This window comes from Micromonospora sp. 067-2 (assembly GCF_046549295.1).
In the GTDB taxonomy this organism is placed as follows: Bacteria; Actinomycetota; Actinomycetes; order Mycobacteriales; family Micromonosporaceae; genus Micromonospora.
In genome coordinates this window covers 323682-346267 of the sequence record NZ_JAJPWB010000003.1, presented here as the reverse complement: position 1 = coordinate 346267, position 22586 = coordinate 323682, and the positions used below count along the sequence as shown (strand labels likewise).

Here is a 22586-nt window from a genome sequence, read left to right as displayed (position 1 = left end):
TCTGGACCACCCGTCGACACCCGGCGGGTGGTTCAGCCGCGTGCCGTGTGCCGATCGGTGATCGGTGCCGCCGCGCGGTCCAGCTCCGTCCAGGCGAGGGTGCTGCGGTGGACCGCCACTTCGGCGGTCCGCAACCCCTCCCCCTCCATTCCCTGCGGGTTGAGCAGCGCCGAGAGCAGCGAGATGCCTGGATTGTGGGCGACCAACAGCGCCGTTCGGGCCGTCGGGTCGACGGTGCGGACCAGGGCCAACAACTCCTCCGGATGGGCGTCGTACGCGCCGGGCTCGTAGCGGACCGTCGGGCGGGGGCCGGCCGGTCCGCCCTCCGGAGGCGAACCGGTCATTCCCATTGCCACCCCGTGCCAGGTCTGCCGGGTGCGTCGGGCCGTCGAGCAGATCACCACGTCGGGCAGCAGCGCCTGCTGAGCCAGCCAGGCGCCGGCCGCTGCGGCGTCGGCTTGCCCTCGTACGCTGAGCGGTCGCTCGGCGTCGTCCGTGTCGTCGCTGCCCTGCTCGGCCTTCGCGTGCCGGAGAAGCACCAGTGTCCGTGTCTCGGCGGGGACGTCCGTCATGCCACCAGCTTGCCCGACTGGCGATCTCCGTGCCGGGGTAAGTCGATGGATGCCGCACCCCTACCGATGGCCGCCCGCAGCGTGGCGGGGCCCGGCTCGCGTCTGCCCGGCTCGGCGAGCGGTCAGGCGAACAGGGCGAAGTAGATCGCGATGTGGTGGCAGAGCGCGGCCAGCAGGGTGCAGGCGTGGAAGAACTCGTGGTGACCGAAGACGGTCGGCCACGGGTTGGGTCGGCGCAGCGCGTAGAAGATCGCCCCGACGCTGTAGATCGCCCCGCCGGTGATCAGCAGCACCAGCGCCGCGACGCCGCCGCCGTGCAGGATCTGCGGCAGCATGGCCACCGCCACCCAGCCCAGTGCCAGGTAGAGCGGCGCCGAGACCCAGCGCGGCGCGTGCGGCCAAATCACCTTGAGTGCCACGCCGGCAAGCGCGCCACCCCAGACCAGGGCCAGCATCACGGTGGCGGGCCGGGGCTCGAGCAACAACACGCAGAACGGTGTGTACGTACCGGCGATGAACACGAAGATCATCGAGTGGTCCATCCGGCGCATCACCTGATAGCCGTGCTCCGACCACACTCGACGGTGGTACAGGGCGCTGGTGCCGAACAGCCCGCAGACCGTCAGGCTGTAGACGACGCAGCTCACCAGGGGTGCCCACCCGGGTCGGGTGGCGGCGATCGCGCAGAGCACGATGCCGCAGACCAGAGCGACGAAGAAGGCGTACGTGTGCAGCCAGCCGCGCATCCGGGGCTTACCGATGTCGACCGGCTTCAGTCGGAGCGGAGCGGAGGTGGTCACGACATCAGGTTACGGCACCGTAGGTTACTTGCAAGTAGTCGTACCGGTGACGCCCGGCACCGTCGCCGTGAACACCTCGCCGGCACGACATCGGCGAGGATGAACGGATGCGGATCCGACCCGTCGGCGCGCACGCCCTGCTGCTCGACTGCGCCGCCCCCCACGACGGCGGGGCCGCCCTGGTCGAAGCGTGGCGAGCCGAGCTGTGGCGGCGGCGCGAGCAGGGCGAGCTGATCGCCACCGAGATCGTGCCGGCGGCCAGCACCGTCCTGCTCGACGGCGTGCCCGACCCGGCCGCGACAGCTGACCTGCTGTCCCGGTGGGCCGGCACTCTTCCCGCCAGCCCGAACGACGGCGCGGCGAGTCGAATGAGCGGCGACGACCTCAGTGAGGGCGCCGGGGTGGTCGTTCCGGTCCAGTTCGACGGACCGGACCTGCCGGTTGTCGCCGAGCACTGGGGCACCGACGTGCCGACCGTGCTGCACCGGCTGACCGGTACCCCGTTCCGGGTCGCCTTCTGCGGCTTCGCCCCCGGCTTTCCCTACCTCACCGGGCTCCCCGCCGAACTGGCACTACCTCGACTGGCCACCCCCCGACCCCGGGTGCCGGCCGGTTCGGTCGCCCTGGCCGGCCCGTACGCCGGCATCTATCCGGGCGCGTCCCCGGGTGGCTGGCTGCTGGTCGGCCGCACCGACCTGGTCCTCTTCGACGTGCACGCCGAACCGCCGGCGCTACTCGGCCCGGGGACCCCGGTCCGGTTGGCGGCGGCATGACCCGGCCGCCCGAAATCGAGGTGCTCCGCGCCGGCGCACTCACCACCGTGCAGGACCTGGGCCGGCCCGGGTGGGCCCACCTGGGCGTACCCCGCTCGGGCGCCCTCGACCCGGTCGCCCTGCGGCTGGCCAACCGGCTGGTCGGCAACCCGGAGCACACCGCCGGCCTGGAGATCACCCTGACCGGCTGCACACTGCGGCTGACCCGGGCCACCACCGTGGCGATCACCGGCGCCGAGGTGTCCGTTCAGGCCGGCGACCGGCCCGGCGACACCGGACGTCCGCTCACCGTGCCGGCCGGGACGGTGCTGCGGCTCGGCCCGGCCCGTCGGGGCGTACGGAGTTGGCTGGCCGTGGCGGGCGGGATCGACGTGCCGCCGGCGCTCGGCAGCCGGGCCACCGACACCCTCTCCGGGCTCGGTCCGCCTCCACTACGCGACGGCGACCGGCTGCCGCTCGGCGTGCCGTTCGGGGCGCCCGCGCCGGTGGACCTGACCGTCGGTCCGGCCGCCCCACCGGAGCTGCACCTGAGGTTTCGCCCCGGCCCTCGCGAGGACTGGTTCACCCCGACCGCGCTCGACCGGCTGCTCGGCACCGCGTACGCCATCAGCCCGGTGAGCAACCGGGTCGGCGCGCGGCTCGCCGGCGCGCCGCTGCCCCGCGCGATCGCCGGCGAGCTGCCCAGCGAGGGCATCGTGCTCGGCGCGGTGCAGGTTCCGGCGGACGGACAACCCCTGATCTTCCTTGCCGACCATCCGACCACCGGCGGTTACCCGGTCATCGGGGTGGTGACCGACGTGACCCCGCTCGCGCAGGCCCGGCCAGGCACTACCGTCAGGTTCCATGGACCTCAACGCTGACCTCGGCGAGGGATTCGGCATCTGGCGGCTCGGCGACGACGAGGCGCTGCTGGACCTGGTCACCTCCGCCAACGTCGCCTGCGGCTTCCACGGCGGCGACCCGTCCACCATGCGGCGCGTCTGTGAGGGCGCGGCGCAGCGCGGGGTCGCGGTGGGCGCGCAGGTCGGCTACCGCGACCTGGCCGGCTTCGGCCGGCGGCGCATCGCGTACGACTTCATCGAGCTGCGCGACGAGGTGACCTACCAGTTGGGCGCGCTCGACGCGTTCTGCCGGCTGTTCGGCACCCGGGTCCGCTACCTCAAGCCGCACGGCGCGCTCTACCACGTGGCCAGCACCGACGAATCCCAGGCAGCAGCGTTGGTCGCCGCGGTCACCGGCCACAACCCCGATCTGCCCGTGCTCTGCCAGCCCGGTTCGATGCTCGCCCAGCTCGCCGTCGGAGCGGGTCTGCCGGTCGTCGCCGAGGGCTTCGCCGACCGCGGCTACCTGCCCAACGGCGCTCTGGTGCCGCGCGGCACAGCCGGCGCGCTGATCACCGACCCCGACGAGGTGGCCACCCGCGCCGTACGGATGGCCACCGAACGAACCACGGTGGCGGTGGACGGCACGGTCATCCCCTGCCCGGTGAACTCGATCTGCGTACACGGCGACACCCCCGGCGCGGTCTCCGCCACCGAGCTGGTCCGCGCCTCGCTGATCGACGCCGGAGTCACGCTCGCGTCGTTCGCCTGAGCGCTAGGCGTCCAGGCCGCGCAGCACCAGCGGGAGCCGTGCCGCGGCGCCGTCGACCACCCGGATCGGAACCCCCCAGTCCTGTCGGGTCAGGTGGCAGGCGGCGTGCTCGACGTCCGCGTCGCAGGTCGCCGCCTGCGCCGTGACCTGGAGAACCCCGTCGGTCACCCCAGCGTTGACCACCAGCCGGCGGGACAGTTCGGTGCCCGTGCCGGCGCCCTCGACCAGCAGCTCCGGCGGGGAGGCCGACACCACCAGCCGGGTCGACGGCCCGTACGTCTCGTCCAGCTTCTGGCCCGGCGCGGGAGTGAAGACGATGTCCAGGGTGACCTCGCCGGCCGAGATGTCGGTCGGCTTCCGTTCGGTGCGGTGCCGGGGGCCGTCCACCGTGCTGGCACCGGCCGCCGACAGTGCCCCCGGGGCCAGCCGGGTCAGCCGGTGCGCGGCGGACTCCACCACCAGCACCCCGCCGCCGGGTGTGAGCACCAGGTCACTCGGCTCGGCCAGCCCGTCGGCGACCGTGGACACCTGGCCGCTGGCCGGGTCGAAGCGGCGCACCGCGCCGTTGTAGGTGTCCGCGATCAACACCGAGCCGTCCGGCAGCGCGCACACCCCGAGCGGGTGCTGGAGCAGCGCCGACTCCGCCGGCCCGTCGGAGTGCCCGAAGTCGAACAGGCCCTGCCCGACAGCGGTGCCGAGTACCCCGTTCTCGACGTACCGGACGGAACTGGTCTCGCTGTCGGCGATCCAGAGGCGGGCGCCGTCGGCGGAGACGGAGAGCCCCGACGGCTGCGCCATCCACGCCTCGGCCAGGGGACCGTCGCGCAACGCCTCGACCGTGGTGCCGGCGTACATACCGGCGGTCCGCTTGATCGGATCGAACCACCAGAGCTGGTGGATGCCCGCCATCGCAATGATCAACTTTTCGTCGTACCAGGCCAGGTCCCACGGGGACGACAGGTCCACGGCCAACGCGTCGTGCGCGTGGTCATCGACCGAGGCGCGCCACTGCCGCCCGCTGCCGGCCACCGTGACCACCTCACCGGTCTCCAGGCGTACGCCGCGCAGCAGGTGGTTGACCGTGTCGGCGACCACCAGGTCGTAACCGGCCACCTCGGCGACGTGCGTGGGCAGCAGGCAGAGCCCCTGCGGCTCGGAGAACGCCGCCGCACCGGCCGGCCCGTCCACCCGGCCCCGCTCGCCCGAGCCGATCCGTCGCACCGGCGTCTCGCCGTCGGGCGCCACCTCGACCAGGGAGTGCCGGGCCGAGTCCGAGACCAGCAGGTTGCCGTTCGGCAGCACCACCGCCTTGCCCGGAAAGCGCAGCGCGGTCTCCGGCGCCGGCGGCGGGACGTACGGGCCGTCACCCCGGTGCAGGGTGCCCTTGGCCTCGTGGGTGGCGATCAGCTCGTCGATCAACCGGGCCAGCCCTTCGGCGTGCCCCTCCCCGGCCATGGTGGCCACCACGTACCCCTCGGGGTCGATCACCGACAGGGTCGGCCAGGCCCTGGCGGCGTACTGCTGCCACATGTCCATCTCGGGATCGTCGAGTACGGGATGGTGCACCCCGTACCGTTCGACGGCGGCGGCCAGCGCGCCGGCGTCCTTCTCGTGCTCGAACTTCGGCGAGTGCACGCCGATCACGACGAGCACGTCACCGTACTTCTCCTCGAGCGGGCGCAGCTCGTCGAGCACGTGCAGGCAGTTGATGCAGCAGAAGGTCCAGAAATCGGCCAAGACGATCTTGCCGCGCAGATCGGCGAGCTTCAGATCGCGTCCACCGGTGTTCAGCCAGCCCCGACCGCGCAGTTCGGGGGCCCGTACTCGTGCGCTCATGACCCCATCGTGCCTGACCTCCAGCCCAACCTCGGTTGGAGGGGCGGTAATCGGGCGACACAGCGGCGGGGCCACGAATTCCCCGTGGCCCCGCCGTCGGTGTGTCTACTTGGTCGCCGGCTTCAGGCAGAGCACCCGGTTGGTGCCGTCACCGGGCAGCACCACGTGCGGCTGCGTCGTATCAGTGCACTTGTCCTTCGAATCCACCTTGGAAACGATGGTGAACGCGTCGGCCTCACCGCAGTTCGCCTCCGAGGCGCCCTGGCCGGACCTCTTCACGCAGGTGCCGACCGCCGGGTCGAAGGCCGGTGCCTCGTCCTTGCCGCCGAACTTGCCGAGCAGCATCAGAAGGCCGAGCGGCACCGCCAGGATGAGTACCGCGGCGATCAGCACCGCGGCCAGCACCCGGCCGTTGCGCACCTTCGGCGCGGGCGGCTCGGCCTTCGGCTCGTCAGCGTCCGGCTTGAACGCGTCGAACCGGCCCTGGTCGGACTCGCCGGTCTGCTGGCCCCAGGACGGCCCGGACTGGTGGGACGCCGCCGGGAAGGTCGCCGTGAAGCCGGCACGGGGTGCCGGCTCGGTGGTCGGCCCGCCGCCGAAGCTCGACCCGCCGAAGCCGGCCGTACCGTTCACCGCAGCGGAGCCCGCCGCCGGTGAACCGGGGCCGAAACGGTCGGCCGGGTGTTCGGCGCCCGACTGGGGGCGGACCCCGTTCACCGGCCGGTTATTGCCTGGCGCATCGACGAAGGACGGCACACCGGGCGGGAACGCCGGAGCCGCAGCCGCACCGTAGCTGGTCGGTGCCGACGGCCGGTCCTGGTCGTCGAAGCGCTGTTCGGCCGGGGAGTCGCCGCCCCACCCGGGGCCTCCCTGACGGTCAGGGCTGCTCTGCCAGTCGGGTTCGGCTTGCCGCGAGGCGCCGTCCTGCCAGTCGGGTGCGCCATGACGGTCGGGGCCGTTCTGCCAGTCGGGGGTGCCCTGGCGCTCGGGACCCGGGTCGGCCTGGAACGCCTCCGGCGCGGCCTGCTCCGGCTCGGGTTGGGCCGCACGGCCGTACACCCGGGGTTGTGGGGTGGGCGTGCCGGTCGGCCGGATGGCCTGGTCGGTCGGGGGCATCACACGGCTGGCCAGTGGCACCGAGGCACTCGCCGTGGCCCGGCCCACCGCACCGGCCGGCGACTCGGCCTCCGGCACCGGCACGACCGCGCGGCCTGCCCCGGACTCCGGGGAGGTACGCGGGGCGGGCACCACCGCAACGCCTGCGGCGGGCTCCTCGGCGCGGCCCCAACCGGTCGGCTCCGCCTCGTACTGCGCGGCGGCGTCCGGGGTCTCCCGTTCCGCGTAGGAAGGCTGCTCGGGGATCGCGGCGAACTGGGCGGCCGGTGCGTAGTCGACCGGTGGGGCGGCGGCCAGGCTGGCGCCTGGAACGCGCTGCTCCTGTGGGGGCAGCGGCACCGCGTTGGCCGGCGAGATGCCCGGCGCGGGGCCGGGCTGGTAGGCCGGCGGCTCGTCGACACGGTCGGCTCCCCAGCCGCCGCGGGACTGGGCGGATGCCTCCGCCTCGGCGCGGCCCCACACCTCGCCAGGTGCCCACGGCTGGACCGCCGGCACGGCGGCGCTGCCCTGGGCGGCATCGTCCGGGGCGGCGGCCCAGGCCGGTGCCCCGTCGTTGCCCGACACGCTGGCGCTGGCCCGAGCGCCGGTCTGCTCCGGGGTCCATGGTGCCGGCTCCGGCCGGTCGGTCGGCTGGTCCTGCGCCGGGAGCACCCAGTCCGGCTGCTGAGGACGGCCCTCGGCACCACCCCAGGCGGGCGGCTGCGGGGCCTCGTCCTGCTGGACGTCGGCGCCGTCGCCCCATCCCGTGCGCTGCACCTGCTGCTGTGCGGCCCAGCCGCCGGAGCGGGCCGGGTCGTCCTGGCCGGGCCAGTTGGCCGCGGGTGCTGGCACCTGCGCCGCGCCACGTGCGGCGGCCGGCTCGGCCTGTCCCCATCCGGGAGTCGGCTGCTCGGTCGGCTCGGCGGCCTGGCCCCAGGTCTGGGGTGCCTGCTCGGCGGGCGTCCACACCGGCTGGTCGGCACGTGCGGCGGCACCGGTGGCCCAGCCACCGGAGCTGGCCTGGTCGTCCTGCTGACCGCTGACACCGGACCAGCCGGTGGCCTGCGGCGACTCGGGCTGCGCCGTCTCGGCGCCGCGCCACTCGCCGGCGGGCGGGTTGGCCTGCGCCGCGCCCCAGCCACCGGAGCGGGCCGGGTCGTCCGGTAGGGAGTCGGTGCTCCAGCCTCCGGAGCGGGCCGGGTCTTCCTGGGCAGGCCAGGCGGCGGTGGCCGGCGGGACCTGTGCGGCACCCCGCGCGGCGGCTGGCTGGGCCTGCGCCCAGTCCGGCTGTTCGGGCGCGTCGGCACCCCAGGTGGGGGCGGTCTGCTCGGCTGGCGTCCAACCCTGCTGCTGCTCTGCCCAGGGGGCGGGCTGCGCATGGTCGGACGCGGCACCGGTGCGGGGCCAGGTGCCGGGCTGCTGCGGCGGCTCGCTCGCGGCACCGCCGGTGGCCCACGCGGGCTGCGCAGGCTCGGTGGGGTGCGGTGCCGCGGCGGCACCCCAGGCGGGGTTCGGCGGCTGCTCGGGCTGGACCGCCCAGTTCGGCGCCGACGGGTTCTGCCGCGTCGGCGGTGGGGGTGCCCAACCCAGGTCAGGGCCAGCGGCGTTGTAGCCGTTGTCCGGCTGCGCCGGGCGGTCGCCGTACGGCGCCGGTCCGCCAGCGCCCGGAGACACCTCGTCCGGCTCCTGGCCGGGGCGGTGCGGGCCCTCGGACGTCATGGGTGCGCCTCCTCCATCACATGTCGGCCGCCGGTGCCGATCGGTCTCGTCGGCATGGCTGCCGGCGTCACCGGCATACCGCCGTGCCGGCCCCCCGCACGGTATCCGGTGGCCGCACGGCGCGTCCAAGGAGCACCGACCGTGACTCCGCGTCGCCGGTCGGTGTCGAGCAGGTGCTGTCGGGTCGGCGTGTGCGGGGCCGGCGGGCGGCGACCGAAGCCCACCGTACCGGGCGCTGCGGCACGGCGGAATCCCGGTGTCCGGGGGTGAGAAACGCCGGTGGCCCACCCGGGGAACCCGGTGGGCCATCGATCTGGAGGAGATGGGTAGGTGGTGGAGCGTCAGCTCATGTGACGCTGGGCGATGACGAGGAGTTCCTCGCGGACCGCCGGCGAGGTCGCGGAACGCAGCGCGTGCTCGATGGCACGGGCGCGGCGGGTTGCGTCGCGGTGGTTGCGGATGCGCTCGATCATGCTCATTTGTGGTCCCTCTGGTTGTCAGCCCCTGTTGTCTCTATTCAACAGCAGAAGCCGACCGACTTCCATCGATTATTAGGTGAGCTGGGACACTTGCCTAACAATCGAAGGTCAAGAGGCTTGGTCGCCGACGTTTCGTTTCCGGAACGGACACGGCCGGTGTGCCGGGCGTTAACCCTGGGCACACCGGCCGTGACCTCGGTGTTCGGACGCTCAGGTCCAGGCGAGCAGCGCCGCCTCCGGGTCGGCGAGGAAGTCGCCAATGTCGCGCAGGAACTTCGAGCCCAACTCACCGTCGATGATGCGGTGGTCGAAGCTGAGCCCCAGCGTGGTCACCTGACGCACCCTGACCTTGCCCTTGTGCACCCACGGCATCTCCCGCACGGCACCGAAGGCCAGGATCGCCGACTCGCCCGGCGGCAGGATCGGCGTGCCGGTGTCCACCCCGAACACCCCGACGTTGGTGATGGTCAGGGTGCCGCCGGACATGTCCGCCGGTGAGGTGCGACCGGACTTCGCCGTCTGCACCAGGTTGGTCAGCGCATCCGCCAGCTCCCGCAACGAGAGCCGGCCGGCGTCCTTCACGTTCGGCACGATCAGGCCGCGCTCGGTGGCCGCGGCGATGCCGAGGTTGACGTACTCCTTGACCACGATCTCGTCGCCGGCCCAGGTCGAGTTGACCATCGGGTGACGCTTGACCGCCAACAGCACGGCCTTCGCCACCAGCAGCAGCGGCGAGACCCGGACGTCGCGCCACTCCCGCCGGCCCCGCAGCCGGTCGAGTGCCTTCATGGCCCGGGTCACGTCGACCGTCAGGAACTCCGTGACGTGCGGGGCGGTGAACGCCGAGCGGGACATGTTCTCGGCGGTCAGCTTGCGTACTCCCTTGACCGGGATGCGCTGCTCGCGGTCCGCGCCGAAGCTCGCGGCGCTCGTCGCCACGGACGTCGCCGCGATCGGCTCGGCCACCGCCACGGCCCCGCTCGCCGCCTGCTGTACGTCCTCCCGGGTGATCGAGCCCAGCGGCCCCGACCCGATGAGTGCGCCCAGGTCGACCCCGAGGTCCTTGGCGAGCTTGCGCACCGGCGGCTTGGCCAGCACCAGGCCACCGCCGACCGCCCCGCCGCCGTTCGCCCCGTTGCGTCGGTCGTGGACCTGTGGCGCCGGAACCGTGGGGGTCGTCGTGGGTTCGTCACCCAGGACAACTCCATGATCGACCGCCTCCGGGGCCTGCGCCGGGACGGCACCCTTGCGCGGGCGGCGCTTCGCGGCGGTGGTACGCGGGCCGTAGCCGACCAGCACCGCCGTTCGGCCGCCCGGAGCCGGGCCGCCGATCAGACCGGGCTCGACCATGCCCTCGGCCGGCGCCACCTCGACGGCGGCCAGCGAGGCGGCCGACGGGGTGGGCAGGTCGTCGCCCGGTGCGCCGGTGGTGGACAGCGCGCCAGCCCCCGGGTCGGTGTCGATCGCGATGATCGGTGCACCGACCTCGACGGTGGTCCCCTCCGGATAGAAGATCTTGTGCACCTGACCGGCCCACTTCGCCGGGATCTCCACGGCCGCCTTGGCCGTCTCCACCTCGACGATCGGCTGGTTCAGCTCGATGGTGTCGCCGACCTTGACCAGCCAGGCCAGGATCTCGCCCTCGGTCAACCCCTCACCCAGGTCGGGCAGGTTGAATTCCTTGATCCGGGACATGTCGCTCACCAGCCGAAGGAGCGGTCGACGGCGTCGAGCACCCGGTCGAGGTCGGGCAGGAACTCCTCCTCCACCCGGGCGGCCGGGTAGGGGATGTCGAAGCCGGTCACCCGCAGCACGGGCGACTCCAGGGAGTAGAAGCACTCCTCGGTGATCCGTGCGGCAAGCTCGGCGCCGAGGCCGATGTTCGACGGCGCCTCGTGCACCACCACGGCGCGGCCGGTGCGCTTCACCGACTCGTACGCCGCGGTGAGGTCCAGCGGCGACAGCGAGCGCAGGTCGATGACCTCCAACTCCCGGCCGTCCTCCGCGGCGGCGGTCGCCGCGTCCAGGCAGGTCCGCACCATCGGCCCGTAGGCCAGCAACGTGACGTCGGTGCCGGGCCGCACCACCCGGGCCGAGTGCAGGGGGTACGCGTCGGCCAGCGGCGCGTCCAGGTCGACCTGGCCCTTCTCCCAGTAGCGCCGCTTGGGCTCCAGGAAGACGATCGGGTCGTCCGAGGCGATCGCCTGCTGGATCATCACGTACCCGTCCTGCGGGTTGGAGCAGGTCACCACCTTCAGGCCGGCGGTGTGCGCGAAGTACGCCTCCGGCGACTCGGAGTGGTGCTCGACGGCGCCGATTCCACCGCCGAACGGAATCCGGATGACCATCGGAATGCTGAGCCTGCCGCCCGAGCGGTAGTGCATCTTCGCCACCTGCGACACGATCTGGTCGTACGCGGGGTAGACGAAACCGTCGAACTGGATCTCGCAGACCGGGCGGTAGCCGCGGATGGCCAGACCGACCGCGGTGCCGATGATGCCGGACTCGGCCAGCGGGGTGTCGATCACCCGCTGGTCGCCGAAGTCCTTCTGGAGCCCGTCGGTGATCCGGAAGACGCCGCCGAGCTTGCCGACGTCCTCGCCCATGATGATGACCTTGGGGTCGGTCTCCAGGGCGCGGCGCAGGCCCGTGTTGAGGGCCTTGCCGAGGGTGAGCGTCTCCGTGGCCATCAGTGGGCGCTCCCCTCGAACGACTCCATGTAGCGGTTGAACGTCGCGCGCTGCTCGTCGAGCAGCGGAGACCCGTTGGGGTAGACGTGGTCGAACATCGTCACCGGCTCCGGGTTGGGCATGTCGAGCACCCGCTCGCGCAGGTGCACCGACTCGCGGCGGGCCTGCTCGTCGACCTCGGCGAAGAAGGTGGCGTCGGCGATCTGCTGCTTCTCCAGGAAGACCTTGACCCGGGAGATCGGGTCCTTGGCCTGCCACGACTCGACCTCGCTGGCGATCCGGTAGCGGGTCGGGTCGTCGGAGGTGGTGTGCGCGCCCATCCGGTAGGTGTAGGCCTCGATCAGGCTCGGGCCCTGCCCGTGCCGGGCGTTGTCCAGCGCGGTACGGGTGACCGCGTACGAGGCCAGCACGTCGTTGCCGTCCACCCGTACGCCGGGGAAACCGAAGCCGGCGGCCCGCTGGTAGAGCGGGACCCGGGTCTGCCGCTCCAGCGGCTCGGAGATCGCGTACTGGTTGTTCTGGCAGAAGAAGACCAGCGGCGCGTTGAACACGCTGGCCCAGACGAACGCCTCGTTCACGTCACCCTGGCTGGTGGCCCCGTCACCGAAGTAGGCGATCGCCGCCTCGCCGTCGTCGGTGCCGGTCCTGCCGTCCATGGTGATGCCCATGGCGTAGCCGGTGGCGTGCAGGGTCTGCGCGCCGATCACGATCGTGTACATGTTGAACTTGAACTCGTTCGGGTCCCAGCCGCCCTGATCGACACCTCGGAACAGGCCGAGCGGCATGATCGGGTCGATGCCCCGGCAGTAGAGGACGCCGTGCTCCCGGTAGGTCGGGAAGGCCATGTCCTGCGTTCGCAGCGCCCGCCCGGAGCCGACCTGAGCGGCCTCCTGGCCGAGCAGGCTGGCCCAGAGGCCCAGCTCGCCCTGGCGCTGGAGAGCGGTCGCCTCGGCGTCGAGCTTGCGGACCAGCACCAGGTCGCGGTAGAGCCCGCGGTATTCCTCGTCGGTGAAGTCGACACGGTACTCCGTGCCGTCCGGCCCGGTGGCGCTGTCGATCCGCTCGCCGTCGGGGGTGAGTAGCTGCACCAGCTCCGGATTGCCGGCCGCGCCCTTCCTGGAGCGGGGTGCAGCCCGCCTGCTGCGGGTGGTGCCCCCGGGGTCGCCCTTTGCCATCGGTCTCTCCCTGTCGTGTCTGCGTCGGCACCGGGGGGTCACCCGGCCGCGCAACTCGTGCGCCTGTCCGGCTGCTGCCGGACCGGTTCCTGGCGGCCGCGCCTAGCCCCGGTGGGGGTTGCCGCACGGCGTGAGCCGGGTTCTGGCCGAACCCGGATCGGGAGCGCCGGCGTTCAACCGCGCCTGCCGCGAGGGTGCGCGGAGGTCGCGGCTGCGTTGCCGTCGTGCTCCATATTCGCAGAGCAGGTGAGCGCGCCCACAGTACGCCCGCCCCGCATTCCGACCGTCCCCCCTTTGACGCTCTTTGTCGCCATCGTGCCGGGACGCGGCCACGGGTCGATCCGGCGATGGTTCGTCACCGTTCGGTCATCTCCGCGTGTCGACACGCGGTAGAGCCTGGCTTACGCAGGGTAACTAGGCGAGGCTGTTTACCTCAGGATCGCGCCGATCGAGCGATTTGCCAGGTTTTTTCAACCGACGGTGTCCATCCGCGTCCTGCAACGGCCACGACAAGGGGTGTGCGGTGTACGAGCCAGGTGACGGTCCGGGCCCGCCCGCACTCGGCAGGCACCGGTCGCGCGGTGGATACCGCCCGGTGGTCGGCGTGCACCGCGCGTCCGGTGCCGGCGCCTCCCGCGGATACCTGCTCACCGTCGCGCTGCTGGCCGGCACCGCCTCGATGCCCATCCTCGCCGCGATCAGCGCAGGCTCGGCCACCCCCGGCAGCACCGCGCTACCGGACAGCAGCACCCCGTTCATTCCGACCCCGTCGGTCGGGCCGGTGGTGATTCCGCTGCCAGCGACCAGCCAACCGGCGCTTCCGCCCCCCGGTACGCCCAGCGTGGGCCCGACGGCGACCAACGGTTTGCCGCCCGCCGCTCCCCGGCGTACTCCTGGTCGGCCAGGTTTCGGGCCGGCCGTGGTCGACCGGGAGCCCCCCCACCGGGCGGTGCCGCCGCCGGTGCCGAGGGCTACCCGGAGCACACCGCCGGCCGCACCTCCGCCCAGCCCGTCGCCGGTGCCGTCGCCGACCGACCCGCCGGACCCCGATCCGACCTCGACGCCGAGCCAGACCTCGACGCCGAGCCCGACCTCGACGCCGAGCCCGACCTCGACGTCGAGCCCGACTGCGACGCCGGCCGAGACTGGTTCCTCGACCCCGACCGCGGTGCCGACGAGCACCCTGTCGGTGCCGCCCGCCTCGCCCACGCCGCCCGCACCCTCCGGTCCGATCGGCAGCCGGCCCAGCTCCTCCACCTCGTCGACGCCTCCGCTGAGCCGGTCGCCGCTCGCCGGACCGACGCACCGCGCGGTGCCTCCGCCGGTACGGTGACGGGCAGGCGCCACCGAACCGGTGCCGCCGGATACCGGAGGGGGTGGCGTGGGCGGCGGTGCGGAACTCCGCCCGGCCCCCACCCGGCCCGGCCCCGGGCTGCGGGTCGCCCGGCTCGTCACCGAGGTGACCGCGCCCGCCGTCCTGGTGTCGCTGCTGATCGTCGCCGTGAGCTGGCACAGCGCCCCGGGTGCGGCGCACGGCCTGGCGTGGGGGCTGCTCGCCACGCTCTTCGTCACCGGCATTCCCTTCGCCTACATCGTCGGCGGGGTACGCCGGGGCCGGCTCACCGACCACCACATCGGCCGTCGCGAGCAACGCCGGGTGCCGCTGCTGGTCGGCCTCGGCTCCGTCGCCGCCGGGCTGGCCCTGCTCGCCGTACTCGACGCGCCCCGCCCGCTGCTGGCGCTGGCGGTGGCCGGGTTGGTCGGCCTGGTGGTCGCCGTGTCGGTGAGTCACTGGTGGAAGATGTCGATCCACTCGGCGGTGGCCGCCGGCACGCTGGTCATCCTGGCGCTGACCTACGGTGGCCGGCTGCTCGTCGCCGCGCCGCTGCTGGCCGTGGTCGGCTGGTCCCGGGTGCGGCTGCGCGACCACACCGTTCCGCAGGTGCTGGCCGGCGGTGCGCTCGGCGCGCTGATCGCCGGGGTGGTCTTCGGCCTGCTGCGCTGACTGCCGCGCTGGCCGGGCCTGCTGTGCCCGCCGGCGGGCTGCGGGCGCGACCGGGGCACACGGGAGGGCGGCGAGGAGCCGCCCGCCCCGGATGCCGTCAGGCGCCGTCGTCGGCGAGACGGTGCCGGTTCGCCTCGATCCACGCGTCGAGCGCGGCCGGGTCGTCCGGGTCCACCCCGTCGGCCATCAGCTGGGCGACGGCCGCCGTGGCGGGGCTACGCCGCTCACCGGTGGAATAGAGGCGGGCGAACTCCGGCACCATCTCCTCGATCGCCTCGTCGGTGCGCGCGGCAGCCGACTCGGGCAGGCCGCGCTGGCGCGACGCGTACCGCGCCCAGGCGCGCAGGACCCGGGGCAGCATCGCCGCGTCGTCCATGTCCAGCACCGCGCGGCGGTGCACCCAGTCGAGCAGGAAGAGCCCGGACACCGCGGGGCTCCACCGCATCGGGTCGGCCTCCGGGAAGCTCGCCGAGTGGTCCAGCAGCAGGCTCAGGCAGAAGTGCAGCGAGGCAAGCTCCGGGCCGTCGACGGTGTCCAGCCCGAAACGGGCCGCCTCCGGCGCGGCCAGGAACCGCCGGACCAGGTCCGTACGCTCAGCGGCGGAGAGCGGACCGACCTCCGTCGGACCGGTCGGGTCGGCTGCGCTCGGCAGAACCGCCAGCCGGGCGCCGACCAGCGCGCGGTCGGTGGACAGTGAACCCTCGCCGGGCAGTTCGCCCAGGTCGTCGGTGACCGCGAGATGCCGGGCCACCTCGCCGCGCAGCCGGGCCGGGTCCTCGGTGCGGAACCAGGTCAGCTCGTCGTCCGCGCACATCTGCCGCACCTGGTCCAGGATCCGTTCCGCCGGCCCGCCGACGAAGACGTCCTTGGTGATGCCGATGTTGTGGTCGACCAGGGCCACCAGTGCGTGCTCGGGGCCGCCTGCCTCGTCGTCGTAGGCGAAGGTCGCGAGATAGGAGGTCTGGTCGCCGTACACGTCGCCGTACGCCCAACTGCCGGTGAGGTGCACCCGGCCGAGCTGCCCGGACCAGGCCGGCGCCTGGCTGCCCGGTCGCACCCGCTCGGTGCCCTCGGCGCTCGGAACGAGCGAGGCGAAGACCTGTCGGATGGTGGTCGCCGCCGCGGTCCGGCGGCGGGCGGTGGCGGCGAGGAAGCCGGTGACGAACTCCCGTACGGCGGTGTCGCGGTCGGTCTCCGCGATCGCGTAGACGCTGCCCAGCAGCGCGCTGCCGAGCATCTCGGCGTCCAGTGCCGACTCCAGCTTGGTCACGTCGCGTGCGGCGTGCAGCACCGCGTCGTAGGGGGTCTGAGGCGTGGCCATGTTCCGACCCTACGCCGCCGGGAGGGTACGTCGAGTGCTAGCGAGCCGTGCGCAGCGTCAGCGCCGGGCGGCGTCCCGCAGCGCGTCGCGTGCCTGCCCGTACGAGTCGAGCACGATTCGCACCGGCGCGAGCACGTACTCGTCGCCCACCCGTGCGACCTCGGCCGTCAGCCGCTGCTCGGCGCGGGCCCGGGCCCGTCGGGCCGCCCAGCGCACCAGCGGTCGGGTCAGCGCCGCCACCAGAAGCCCGGCCAGCAGCCCGCCCAGCAGCAGGAGGGTGGGCAGTGGCACCTGCCCGACCATCGGGTTGTCCAGCGCGGGTAGGCCGAGTGCCCGCAGCAGGTAGCCGAGCACCAGCCAGCCCAGCCCGACCACGGCGGCCAGCGTGACCAACCACTGCACGCCACCGACCAGTCGCCACCAGAGTGGTCGACGACCCAGGCCGAGGTCGGTCCCGGCGATCGCGCGGTCCAGCGCGTCCGGTAGGTCGGCGAGGCGGGACCGGGCGGCGGTGGTGACCGCGGCCGGCCAGGCGGCGGGCAGGTCGTGGGCGGCACGGTCGGCCACCGCGCGGATCGCCAGGCCGAGCGCCGAGCGTTGAGCCGCGGTCGGATCCGGCACCGAGGTCGCCGCGGCCAGACTCTCCGCAGGCTCGGACCGGTCGCCTGCCGGGCCGGGCAGGTGCAGCCGGCGTAGCGGGTCGGGCCGCAGCCGCCACCAGCCCCGGACGACCGGCCAGCCGGTGGAGGCGCCGGCCCGGTGCCGGTACGCCTGACCCACCGCCTCGGTGACCGCCGGTACGCCGGCCGCGCCGGCCAGTGCCCGGTCCAGATCGCGGACGGTGGCGTCGTCCGGGCCCCGCGGCGGCGCGGCCGAGCCGACCAGCTCGTCCAGCGTGGCGACCACGGTGTCGACGTCACCGGCTAGCCGGCGCAGGGCGGCCTGCCGCTCGGCGACCGTCTGCTCCAGCGCGCTACGCAGCCCGACCATCCCGGCCGGGTCGATGGCGACGGTGGCCAGCAGTGGCACGCCGGTCAGCCCGTCCGCGTCGAGCAGCCGACGCAGGTCGTCCAGCACGCGGGGCAGCTCCGTCGGAGGCAGCCGGTCGGCCTGGTTGAGGACGACCAGGGTGACGTCGCGGTGTCGGTGGAACTCGCGCAGGTAGCTGTCGTGGATCACCCGGTCGGCGTACTTCTGCGGGTCGACCACCCAGACGACCTGGTCGACCAGGCCGAGCAGCCGGTCCACCTCCAGTCGGTGGGACCGCTGCACCGAGTCGAAGTCGGGCAGGTCGAGCAGGATCAGCCCGTGCAGCGCGGTCTCGTCGTCCGCGTCCAGCGCGCTCTCCCGGACGAAGCGGTGCCGGGGCAGCACGCCGACCCAGTCGAGTAGCCGGCTCGCGCCCTCCAGCGGCCCCCACACGCAGGCGTGCGTGACACCGGTGGTCGGTCGGCGGACCCCGACCGGTGAGAGCTCCAGCCGGGCCAGGGCGTTGAACATGCTGGACTTTCCGCTGCCGGTGGCGCCGGCCAGCGCGATCACGGTGTGGTCCCTGGACAGGGCGAGCCGGGTGCCGGCCCGTTCGACCAGGGTGTGCGCGGGCACCAGCTGGGCGTCCGGCAGCAGGCCGTCCACCGCGGCCAGGAACCGGCGTACGGCGTCGAGGCGGGCGATGAGCGCGTCGGGGTCGACCCGTTGGTCGCCGCGGAACGCCTCGCGTATCCGGCCGGTGATGTTGCTCACCGGGAGCCCTCCTCGTTGGCGGCCGGCAGCGAGTCCTCGCTGCCGGTGGCAAGGCCGCTGCGGTGCCGGGCCAGCTCGACCCGGCCGGCGGCCCGGCGCAAGCCGTCGCCGGCCTCCGCGGCGGGGCGGGCGTCCGCGGTGCGGGTCAGGAAGCGGGCGGCCTCCGCGTCGAGCAGCGTCCGCACCCGGTCCAGCAGGTCGCCGCGGGCCTTGGCGGCGAGGGTACGCACCGCCTGGTCGCCGAAGATCGCCTGGAGTACGGCCTGCGCGGCGACCGTGGTGCCGGCACCGGTGGCAAGCTCCAGCCCGGTCGGGATGAACGCAGTGGACGCGAACACGGCGATCATCACGGCGAGCCCGGTGGCGTTGACCGCGTACGCGGCGGTGCGGGCCACGAACCGTTTGTCGCCGCCCTCGATCCGGACCAGCTCCAGCACGCCGCGTTGCCAGTCCCGGACCATCCGTTCGGCGTGTTCGGGCAGGTCGTCGCTCGGGTGGGCGAGCGCCGGTTCGAGCAGTCCGCTGCCCGCCGGGTGCGCCTTCCACCCGGTGTACGCGGATTCGGCGGCCTCCGAGGCCACCCCCCGCAACAGCGTGACCAGCTGCGACTCGATGGCGTTGCGCAGCTCGGCGGAGGGTGCCGGCCGGCCGGTGACGGCGGCAACCACGCGGTCGCGCAGTCGCCCGATCCGTGCCTCCAGGGTGCGGAAGAGCTCTCCGGTGCCGACGAACTCCTGCCACCTGGCCAGCACCTCGCCGCGCAGCAGCCGACCGTCCTGTAGACCCTGCTCGACGGTCCGCTGCGCATTCCGGTAGGCGGCCCGGACCCGTTCGTCCAGACCGTCGGCGGCGGCGACCTGCTCGTCGGCGGCGTCGGCCAGCTCCTCGACGGCCGGGTGCAGCGCGGCCAACGCCCCGTCCAGGGTCTGCCGGACGACTGCCGCCCGGGCGTCGGCGTCGGCGGCCAGCCGGGCGAACCAGTTGGCCAGTGGGGCGGTGACCCCCTCGGGCAGCAGCCCCTGGCCGTCGACCCAGGTCTCCGGCAGCACGAACAGTGGAGCCCGCCCGAGATCCTGTGCCGCGAGCATCTCGGTCAGGTGCGCGGCGATCTCGTCGCTGGCCTGAGCGGGCACCCGGTCCAGCACCATGGCGATCACCGCGCCTCGGGAGCGCGCGCTGCGCAGCAGCTCCCACGGCACCGCGTCGGCGTAGCGGGCGGCGGTGGTGACGAACAGCCACAGGTCGGCGGCGGCAAGCAACTGGCCGGCGAGCGCCCGGTTGGCGTCGACCACCGAGTCGATGTCCGGAGCGTCGAGGAAGGCCAGCCCGGCGGGCAGGGCCGGGGCGGTGACCAGGTGCAGGGCGCGCGGATCTTCACTGGGCTCGGTGGTGCGGGTCAGGCCGGGCAGCAGCTCACCCTGTCGGAACCAGGCCGCGTCGGCCGGGTTGCAGACCAGCACCGGCGAGCGGGTGGTCGGCCGGAGCACACCGGCGGCGCTGACCCTGGCCTTGACCAGACTGTTGACCAGGGTCGACTTGCCCGCGCCGGTGGAGCCGCCCACGACCACGAGCAGCGGCGCGTCCAGTCGCGCGAGCCGGGGAAGCAGGTAGTCGTCGAGCTGGTCGGTGAGGGCGATGGCGGACTGCCGGGCCGATCCGGCGGAGGGCAGCGCGAGGGGATACCGGGTCGCGCCGATCGCGGCCCGCAGGCCCGTCAGCGCGCCGGGGAGGCCGTCGTCCCCGGTGGTGGCGGGCGGCTCCTCCGCGGCGTCCGGCGGGCCGCTGCGGGCTGCGACGGCGGGCGCGCCGGAACGGGTGGCGGGATCGCCGGGCGTCGTCACCGCTAAAGCGTGCACGACCGATGCAAGGGAAGACAACCGGACGGTAATAACGGCTGGGTTGCGTCGGGTCGGCTCAACCCGACTTGACGATTCGTCGGCGCGTGGCACTATTGAGTCCGGTTCACTCAACTTGTGTGTGGCCCGCTGCGGGCGGTGCCCGCCAGGCAGCCCGCGGGCAACGCCCGTCACCTGCACAATCTTATGAAGCGAGGAAGCGAAGATGGCACGTGCGGTCGGTATCGACCTCGGCACGACGAACTCCTGCGTCAGCGTTCTCGAGGGCGGTGAGCCCACCGTCATCGCCAACGCCGAGGGCTCGCGGACGACACCGTCGATCGTCGCGTTCGCCCGCAACGGCGAGGTGCTCGTCGGTGAGGTCGCCAAGCGTCAGGCGGTGACCAACCCGGACCGGACGATCCGGTCGGTCAAGCGCGAGGTCGGCACGAACTGGTCCGTCGACATCGACGGCAAGAAGTACACCCCGCAGGAGATCTCGGCCCGGACCCTGATGAAGCTCAAGCGGGACGCCGAGGCGTACCTGGGCGAGCAGATCACCGACGCGGTGATCACCGTCCCGGCCTACTTCAACGACAGCCAGCGCCAGGCCACCAAGGAGGCCGGTGAGATCGCCGGCTTCAACGTGCTGCGGATCGTCAACGAGCCGACCGCGGCCGCCCTGGCGTACGGGCTGGACAAGGGCTCCAAGGAGCAGACCGTCCTGGTCTTCGACCTCGGCGGCGGCACCTTCGACGTGTCGCTGCTGGAGCTGGCCGAGGGCGTCATCGAGGTCAAGTCGACAAGCGGTGACAACCACCTCGGTGGCGACGACTGGGACCAGCGGATCATCGACCACCTGGTGAAGACGTTCCGTGGTGAGCACGGCATCGACCTCGGTCAGGACAAGATGGCCCTCCAGCGCCTCCGTGAGGCCGCCGAGAAGGCCAAGATCGAGCTGTCCGCCGCCACCACCACCACCATCAACCTGCCCTACATCACCGCCGGCGCGGCCGGCCCGCTGCACCTCGACGTGACGCTGAGCCGCGCCGAGTTCCAGCGGATGACGCAGGACCTGCTGGACCGCTGCAAGGGCCCGTTCGAGCAGGCCGTGAAGGACGCGGGGATCAAGATCTCCGACGTCGAGCACGTCATCCTGGTGGGTGGTTCGACCCGGATGCCCGCCGTGACCGACCTGGTCAAGCAGCTCACCGGCCGCGACCCGAACAAGGGCGTCAACCCGGACGAGGTCGTCGCCGTCGGCGCCGCCCTGCAGGCCGGTGTGCTCAAGGGTGAGGTCAAGGACGTCCTGCTGCTCGACGTGACCCCGCTGAGCCTGGGCATCGAGACCAAGGGCGGCATCTTCACCAAGCTGATCGAGCGCAACACCACCATCCCGACCAAGCGCTCCGAGGTCTTCACCACGGCGGACGACAACCAGCCGTCGGTGCTGATCCAGGTCTTCCAGGGTGAGCGGGAGATCGCGGCCTACAACAAGAAGCTCGGCACCTTCGAGCTGACCGGCCTCCCGCCGGCGCCGCGTGGTGTGCCGCAGATCGAGGTCGCCTTCGACATCGACGCCAACGGCATCGTCAACGTCCACGCCAAGGACCTCGGCACCGGCAAGGAACAGAAGATGACGATCACCGGCGGCTCGTCGCTGCCGAAGGACGACATCGAGCGCATGCGCCGGGACGCCGAGGAGCACGCGGAGGAGGACAAGCGCCGCCGCGACGACGCCGAGACCCGCAACGTGGCCGAGGCGCTCCAGTGGCAGACCGAGAAGTTCCTCGCCGAGAGCGGCGACAAGCTGCCCGGTGAGAACCGGGAGCAGCTCAACGAGGCGCTCGGTGAGCTGCGTGGCGCGCTCGGCGGTCAGGACATCGAAAAGATCAAGTCGGCGCACGAGCGGCTGGCGCAGGTCTCCCAGCAGGCCGGTTCGCTGCTCTACTCGTCTCAGGCCGAGCAGGGCCAGCAGCCTGGCGGCGAGGCCGGCCCGGGTGCCACCGGGGCGAGCGGTCCGCAGGCCGGCGGTGCCGCTGGCGCCGACGACGTGGTCGACGCGGAGATCGTGGACGAGGACGGCAAGAAGTGACCGTCGGCCTCCGAGACGTATCCACGGCGCAGGGGATGAGGTAGCCGCATGACGCAGAAGCCACGAGCCGCCGACCCGGGCGGCACCGGGTCGACGCCGGGTGGCTCCGCGCCCACCGAGCCGACCACCGGCGACGGGGAGCGGGACGTCATCCGCAACAACCGCAAGCTCACCGACACGACGGAGCCGGAGGGCACCGCGGCCGACGCGGGGACCGACGTGCCCGCCGAAGGCCTGGTCGAGGACGCCGAGATCGTGGTCGACGAGATCGAGATCGAGGCGACCTCGGTCGACGGTCCGACGCCGGCCGGCCCACCGGTGGTGGACGCCCCGGCGCAGCCGGTGGGTGGCGGAGGAACGGGCACCCCGCTCGGCGCCGAGATGGAGTCGCTCCGGGCCGAGATGGACGAGCGGACCCGGGATCTGCAGCGGGTGTCGGCGGAGTACGCCAACTACCGCAAGCGGGTGGACCGGGACCGCAGCCTGGTGCAGGAGCAGGCGACCGGCTCCGTGCTGGCCGCGTTGCTGCCGATCCTCGACGACCTGGACCGGGCCCGGGAACACGGTGACCTGGTCGGGCCGTTCGGCACGGTGGCGGAACAGCTCACCACCGCGCTGGGCAAGTTCGGCCTGAACGCCTTCGGTGAGCAGGGCGACCCGTTCGACCCGACCCGGCACGAGGCGGTCGCGCACCAGACCTCGGACGAGGTCAGCGAGCCGACCTGCGTGCAGGTCATGCGGCGCGGCTACCAGCTCGGTGAGCGGCTGCTGCGCCCCGCGCTGGTCGCGGTCGCGGATCCGGAATAGTGCGAGACGGTGACCGGGCCGTTCCGTCCGTTGCGATGCGACGGGCGG

Annotated in this window: 18 protein-coding genes; 6 read left to right on the top strand and 12 right to left on the bottom strand. The window is 73.2% G+C overall.

Annotation, left to right across the window (positions count from 1 at the left end):
* Positions 1-32: 32 nt before the first annotated feature.
* Positions 33-572 (bottom strand): SixA phosphatase family protein, encoded by a 540-nt coding sequence (locus tag ACLJN9_RS08310; RefSeq protein WP_410810513.1) that lies wholly within the window; start codon positions 570-572, stop codon positions 33-35.
* A 122-nt stretch (positions 573-694) separates the two neighbouring features.
* A complete protein-coding gene (gene trhA, locus ACLJN9_RS08305) occupies positions 695-1372 on the bottom strand; it encodes a PAQR family membrane homeostasis protein TrhA (protein ID WP_410810512.1) in 678 nt (225 codons plus the stop codon).
* Between the two features lie 107 nt (positions 1373-1479).
* On the opposite strand from trhA, the gene ACLJN9_RS08300 reads away from it, so the two are divergent.
* The 3 genes from ACLJN9_RS08300 to ACLJN9_RS08290 are packed head-to-tail and all read left to right on the top strand — an operon-like array spanning position 1480 to position 3738.
* Positions 1480-2145, top strand: a complete 666-nt coding sequence (locus ACLJN9_RS08300; RefSeq protein ID WP_410810511.1) for a 5-oxoprolinase subunit B family protein — start codon at positions 1480-1482, stop codon at positions 2143-2145.
* Complete coding sequence (locus tag ACLJN9_RS08295; RefSeq protein WP_410810510.1) at positions 2142-3005, top strand: biotin-dependent carboxyltransferase family protein; 864 nt, start codon at positions 2142-2144, stop codon at positions 3003-3005. Before ACLJN9_RS08300 ends, ACLJN9_RS08295 begins: the two co-directional genes overlap by 4 nt.
* The gene (locus tag ACLJN9_RS08290; RefSeq protein ID WP_410810509.1) at positions 2989-3738 is read left to right on the top strand and encodes a LamB/YcsF family protein; all 750 of its coding nucleotides are present in this window, start codon (positions 2989-2991) and stop codon (positions 3736-3738) included. Before ACLJN9_RS08295 ends, ACLJN9_RS08290 begins: the two co-directional genes overlap by 17 nt.
* 3 nt (positions 3739-3741) lie before the next feature.
* On the opposite strand, the gene ACLJN9_RS08285 is transcribed toward ACLJN9_RS08290, so the two are convergent.
* The 7 genes from ACLJN9_RS08285 to ACLJN9_RS08255 form a co-directional block, all read right to left on the bottom strand.
* Positions 3742-5574 (bottom strand): NHL domain-containing thioredoxin family protein, encoded by a 1833-nt coding sequence (locus ACLJN9_RS08285; RefSeq protein ID WP_410810508.1) that lies wholly within the window; start codon positions 5572-5574, stop codon positions 3742-3744.
* Between the two features lie 105 nt (positions 5575-5679).
* Positions 5680-8388: a hypothetical protein gene (locus ACLJN9_RS08280; protein WP_410810507.1), complete on the bottom strand. Its 2709-nt coding sequence runs from the start codon at positions 8386-8388 to the stop codon at positions 5680-5682.
* 341 nt (positions 8389-8729) lie between these two features.
* Positions 8730-8867 (bottom strand): hypothetical protein, encoded by a 138-nt coding sequence (locus ACLJN9_RS08275; RefSeq protein WP_252417041.1) that lies wholly within the window; start codon positions 8865-8867, stop codon positions 8730-8732.
* A 210-nt stretch (positions 8868-9077) separates the two neighbouring features.
* Positions 9078-10571, bottom strand: coding sequence for a dihydrolipoamide acetyltransferase family protein (locus ACLJN9_RS08270; protein ID WP_410810506.1), 1494 nt, complete (start codon positions 10569-10571; stop codon positions 9078-9080).
* A complete protein-coding gene (locus ACLJN9_RS08265) occupies positions 10568-11557 on the bottom strand; it encodes an alpha-ketoacid dehydrogenase subunit beta (RefSeq protein ID WP_410810505.1) in 990 nt (329 codons plus the stop codon). Before ACLJN9_RS08265 ends, ACLJN9_RS08270 begins: the two co-directional genes overlap by 4 nt.
* Positions 11557-12732, bottom strand: a complete 1176-nt coding sequence (gene pdhA, locus ACLJN9_RS08260; RefSeq protein ID WP_410810504.1) for a pyruvate dehydrogenase (acetyl-transferring) E1 component subunit alpha — start codon at positions 12730-12732, stop codon at positions 11557-11559. The genes ACLJN9_RS08265 and pdhA overlap by 1 nt, the downstream gene beginning before the upstream one ends.
* Positions 12733-13146: 414 nt before the next feature.
* On the bottom strand, positions 13147-14079 hold the full coding sequence (locus ACLJN9_RS08255; protein ID WP_410810503.1) for a hypothetical protein: 933 nt from the start codon (positions 14077-14079) through the stop codon (positions 13147-13149).
* A 34-nt stretch (positions 14080-14113) separates the two neighbouring features.
* Here ACLJN9_RS08255 and ACLJN9_RS08250 point away from each other — a divergent pair, with 34 nt between their 5' ends.
* Positions 14114-14737 (top strand): phosphoesterase PA-phosphatase, encoded by a 624-nt coding sequence (locus ACLJN9_RS08250; RefSeq protein WP_410810502.1) that lies wholly within the window; start codon positions 14114-14116, stop codon positions 14735-14737.
* Between the two features lie 97 nt (positions 14738-14834).
* Here the strand turns inward: ACLJN9_RS08250 and ACLJN9_RS08245 are convergent, their stop codons facing one another.
* Genes ACLJN9_RS08245 through ACLJN9_RS08235 form a run of 3 tightly spaced genes read right to left on the bottom strand, consistent with a single transcriptional unit; the run spans position 14835 to position 19642 of the window.
* Positions 14835-16058: a hypothetical protein gene (locus ACLJN9_RS08245; RefSeq protein ID WP_410810501.1), complete on the bottom strand. Its 1224-nt coding sequence runs from the start codon at positions 16056-16058 to the stop codon at positions 14835-14837.
* 57 nt (positions 16059-16115) lie between these two features.
* Positions 16116-17801 (bottom strand): GTPase, encoded by a 1686-nt coding sequence (locus ACLJN9_RS08240; protein WP_410810500.1) that lies wholly within the window; start codon positions 17799-17801, stop codon positions 16116-16118.
* Complete coding sequence (locus ACLJN9_RS08235; protein ID WP_410810499.1) at positions 17798-19642, bottom strand: ABC transporter; 1845 nt, start codon at positions 19640-19642, stop codon at positions 17798-17800. The genes ACLJN9_RS08240 and ACLJN9_RS08235 overlap by 4 nt, the downstream gene beginning before the upstream one ends.
* A gap of 220 nt (positions 19643-19862) precedes the next feature.
* Between ACLJN9_RS08235 and dnaK the strand changes: the two genes are divergently transcribed.
* Entirely contained in the window at positions 19863-21731 is a 1869-nt protein-coding gene (gene dnaK, locus ACLJN9_RS08230; protein WP_410810498.1) for a molecular chaperone DnaK, read from the top strand.
* 48 nt (positions 21732-21779) lie between these two features.
* Positions 21780-22538 (top strand): nucleotide exchange factor GrpE, encoded by a 759-nt coding sequence (grpE, locus tag ACLJN9_RS08225; RefSeq protein ID WP_410810497.1) that lies wholly within the window; start codon positions 21780-21782, stop codon positions 22536-22538.
* Positions 22539-22586 lie beyond the last annotated feature (48 nt).

What these genes read in the sequence shown, in the direction of transcription:
- ACLJN9_RS08310 (WP_410810513.1), bottom strand. Translation starts at nt 572, where the DNA reads ATGACGGACGTCCCCGCCGAGACACGGACACTGGTGCTTCTCCGGCAC.
- ACLJN9_RS08300 (WP_410810511.1), top strand. Translation starts at nt 1,480, where the DNA reads ATGCGGATCCGACCCGTCGGCGCGCACGCCCTGCTGCTCGACTGCGCC.
- ACLJN9_RS08295 (WP_410810510.1), top strand. Translation starts at nt 2,142, where the DNA reads ATGACCCGGCCGCCCGAAATCGAGGTGCTCCGCGCCGGCGCACTCACC.
- ACLJN9_RS08290 (WP_410810509.1), top strand. Translation starts at nt 2,989, where the DNA reads ATGGACCTCAACGCTGACCTCGGCGAGGGATTCGGCATCTGGCGGCTC.
- ACLJN9_RS08285 (WP_410810508.1), bottom strand. Translation starts at nt 5,574, where the DNA reads ATGAGCGCACGAGTACGGGCCCCCGAACTGCGCGGTCGGGGCTGGCTG.
- ACLJN9_RS08280 (WP_410810507.1), bottom strand. Translation starts at nt 8,388, where the DNA reads ATGACGTCCGAGGGCCCGCACCGCCCCGGCCAGGAGCCGGACGAGGTG.
- ACLJN9_RS08275 (WP_252417041.1), bottom strand. Translation starts at nt 8,867, where the DNA reads ATGAGCATGATCGAGCGCATCCGCAACCACCGCGACGCAACCCGCCGC.
- ACLJN9_RS08265 (WP_410810505.1), bottom strand. Translation starts at nt 11,557, where the DNA reads ATGGCCACGGAGACGCTCACCCTCGGCAAGGCCCTCAACACGGGCCTG.
- pdhA (WP_410810504.1), bottom strand. Translation starts at nt 12,732, where the DNA reads ATGGCAAAGGGCGACCCCGGGGGCACCACCCGCAGCAGGCGGGCTGCA.
- ACLJN9_RS08245 (WP_410810501.1), bottom strand. Translation starts at nt 16,058, where the DNA reads ATGGCCACGCCTCAGACCCCCTACGACGCGGTGCTGCACGCCGCACGC.
- dnaK (WP_410810498.1), top strand. Translation starts at nt 19,863, where the DNA reads ATGGCACGTGCGGTCGGTATCGACCTCGGCACGACGAACTCCTGCGTC.
- grpE (WP_410810497.1), top strand. Translation starts at nt 21,780, where the DNA reads ATGACGCAGAAGCCACGAGCCGCCGACCCGGGCGGCACCGGGTCGACG.